Below are 2,450 nucleotides of genomic sequence, written 5' to 3'. Positions count from 1 at the left end.
CACCATTAAAATTGATTAACAAAGCGGCGGCTTCAGCAATGACGGAATAATATTAGTTCAGTGATAGTAGCAAAACTTTGGGAGCATGAAGGTTCTGTATTTTAATTTCTCCCCCTCAGTAACAATACATGGTCGATAGTTAATAAGATTTTAATTTAATGACCCGTTATGACAAAAGCGTCCGTTTCAGACGAAATCTTGAACGTTGGAAGCTCAGCGGGCAAAGCTAACGATACTCAGAATCAAATGTCAGAATGTTTCTGCCTCCGCAATAGCCAACCGGAATACCTATACGCTGGCCATGGACAACAGTGACAGGGCTTATAAATACTCAGAGCGAATATGTTGTGATCCGGCCATGATCAGTCATTCAGTTCCAATGGTTTAGCTGCGAATTACCATGGTTTGGCTAAGGCTCACCTCGCTATGCCCAACTCGCTCAAACAGGCTTATAGCCCGTCTGAACTTCATTCCAAAGCTCTCTCCAGTCTCATTCTCTGGAAATCTTTTTCGCTTCAATATTTTGCGCTTCAATATTTTGTACTTGAACATCTCGCTCATAAATTTTGATGGAGGTATAGGAGTGTTTGCAAAGACAGCCAGCTATGAATCCCAGAATGCAACCATCACCAGGGTGCCCCAAAAGGCAACCAACAGTGAGGCCAAAGGCTGCCCCGGCACATTCCGGGTTTTTGATGTCAAGTTGGTAAATTTGTCTTACCATTTGTTCTGGAGTCGATTTGATCTCGATAGGTGCCATAGTTACCTCCATATTCGACAAGTTTTATTAATACAACAATAAAGTTAGAGGATACTCTCTCTTAAATGTTCCAAAAAAAAACTAACACGGAGGATAGTATTGCTAACAGTATCTGAAAGAGTGCCATACACTGTAAAAGTGGTCTAATAGTTTCCGGCGCCTTTACATACGGTTGAAGGTACTTTGTCTTTAGTCAAGGATCTTAGACTTACTCTCAGGGCTCCATGCCATAGAACTTTACTTCTGGCATCAAAAAAGCACCTTGAATATCGTCGCAAGGGAGGTAAGAAAAACGGCGTATTGTCTGATTTTTTATTGGAGCACAGGCAAGCGTTGAAAAAGGACGATTGATCACAAGGGATAAGGGGCGCTTCTCAACCTACTTCCCAACGTTGGATATTGTGTGCCCCTGAATTAATACAAAAAGCCCTTCTGCTTCAGATCAACGTCTGTTGAATCCTGCCTCTGTACTTCAATCCCAACAACGCTCTGATCAAAGCAATAGGCGAGAACTCTGCATTCTCCGGGAACAGTACGATGCCATCATGAGGGTATCTCTTCTGGAACGCTTTTAAATCCAGATAGTCTGACCCTATATCCAGACAGCCTCCCAACAAACGGCCGGAAAACTCTACTTTACGACTGAGCCATGAGCGTTTAGGCTTTTTTCCATTCTACTTTCCCGCTACCCACTGTCGCAACAAGGCAAAACATGATCTCGCTGCACGATCCTTTTCTTCAGCAACAAAGCCTGCTGATGGCCAGTAATTACTTTACACTGACGGGTCAGCTGCTTTGCGGACTGCCCCTGAATGACCCCAAACTGGCTAAAAAATTGTATGAACACCCGTCAGTGCTACTATCTCACGGCACAGAAAGTGATCCGATCTTCTGTTACGGGAACCTGAGTGCCCAGTCTCTTTTTGAAATGGACTGGAACACTCTGACTCAGCTGCCTTCCAGACATTCTGCAGAGCAGCCCAACAGGGAAGAGCGGGGCAGATTGCTAAGAGAAGTCACTAAACGCGGCTACATCAAAAACTATTCAGGTATCCGTATTGCCAGTACCGGAAGACGGTTCATGATTGAGCAGGCGCTGGTCTGGAACCTCTACGATGAGAGAGGCAGGTACCAGGGGCAGGCTGCTACGTTCAGCAACTGGACTTTTGTTTGAAGGCAGCCCCACTAATATTCAAAGACGATGGTTACAGACAGCTATCCAGCTGAGCTATCCTGAAAAATAGACACTCTAAGGATAATTTTTATGAAAGGACTCTTCTTCAGCGGCCTCTGCTTGTTGTCCTTGCCCGCCTTTTCAGAAAACGACTTGCCTCTGCCATCACCACCCGCTTCTGCACAAGCCCATCACTATCAAAAGCAGAGCATCGATCAGGTGATTGAGAACGGAGATGATGAGGAACTGGTGAAACTTTCCGGACAAATCATCAAGAAACTGAAATGTTCGATTTACCTGTTTCGGGATAAAACCGGAGAAATCCAGATTCATATCAGGAATGATGATATACCCAAAAAGGGTCTGCTCTTTGGCTCCCCCACCATTATCAAAGGAGAGGTCATGAAAGACCCCAACGAACCCATTGTGGTGGAAGCCGACAAGATCCTTTATGTTTTCTAAAGATTGTTCAGTACCCGTGACTACCTGATCTTAGACCCGTTTCGAGTTTGGTTA

Annotated in this window: 3 protein-coding genes; 2 read left to right on the top strand and 1 reads right to left on the bottom strand. The window is 44.7% G+C overall.

Features of this window, described 5'->3' with window-relative positions:
• Nucleotides 1-490: 490 nt before the first annotated feature.
• Nucleotides 491-760 carry a hypothetical protein gene (locus KDK17_RS00300; protein WP_257274290.1) on the bottom strand — a complete coding sequence of 90 codons (270 nt, stop codon included), beginning with the start codon at nt 758-760 and terminating at the stop codon, nt 491-493.
• A 712-nt stretch (nt 761-1,472) separates the two neighbouring features.
• On the opposite strand from KDK17_RS00300, the gene KDK17_RS00295 reads away from it, so the two are divergent.
• Nucleotides 1,473-1,934, top strand: a complete 462-nt coding sequence (locus KDK17_RS00295; RefSeq protein WP_257252763.1) for an MEKHLA domain-containing protein — start codon at nt 1,473-1,475, stop codon at nt 1,932-1,934.
• A 90-nt stretch (nt 1,935-2,024) separates the two neighbouring features.
• Nucleotides 2,025-2,396, top strand: coding sequence for a NirD/YgiW/YdeI family stress tolerance protein (locus KDK17_RS00290; protein WP_257252765.1), 372 nt, complete (start codon nt 2,025-2,027; stop codon nt 2,394-2,396).
• Nucleotides 2,397-2,450 lie beyond the last annotated feature (54 nt).

Origin of the sequence: Endozoicomonas sp. SESOKO2, from assembly GCF_024606245.1 — a bacterium.
Classification (GTDB): Bacteria; Pseudomonadota; Gammaproteobacteria; order Pseudomonadales; family Endozoicomonadaceae; genus Endozoicomonas_A.
The sequence above is the reverse complement of the archived record's forward strand: the minus strand, read 5'-3'. Positions and strand labels throughout refer to the sequence as shown.

Excerpts from the sequence above, each read along its gene's own strand:
- KDK17_RS00300 (WP_257274290.1), bottom strand. The coding sequence starts at position 760 with ATGGCACCTATCGAGATCAAATCGACTCCAGAACAAATGGTAAGACAA.
- KDK17_RS00295 (WP_257252763.1), top strand. The coding sequence starts at position 1,473 with ATGATCTCGCTGCACGATCCTTTTCTTCAGCAACAAAGCCTGCTGATG.
- KDK17_RS00290 (WP_257252765.1), top strand. The coding sequence starts at position 2,025 with ATGAAAGGACTCTTCTTCAGCGGCCTCTGCTTGTTGTCCTTGCCCGCC.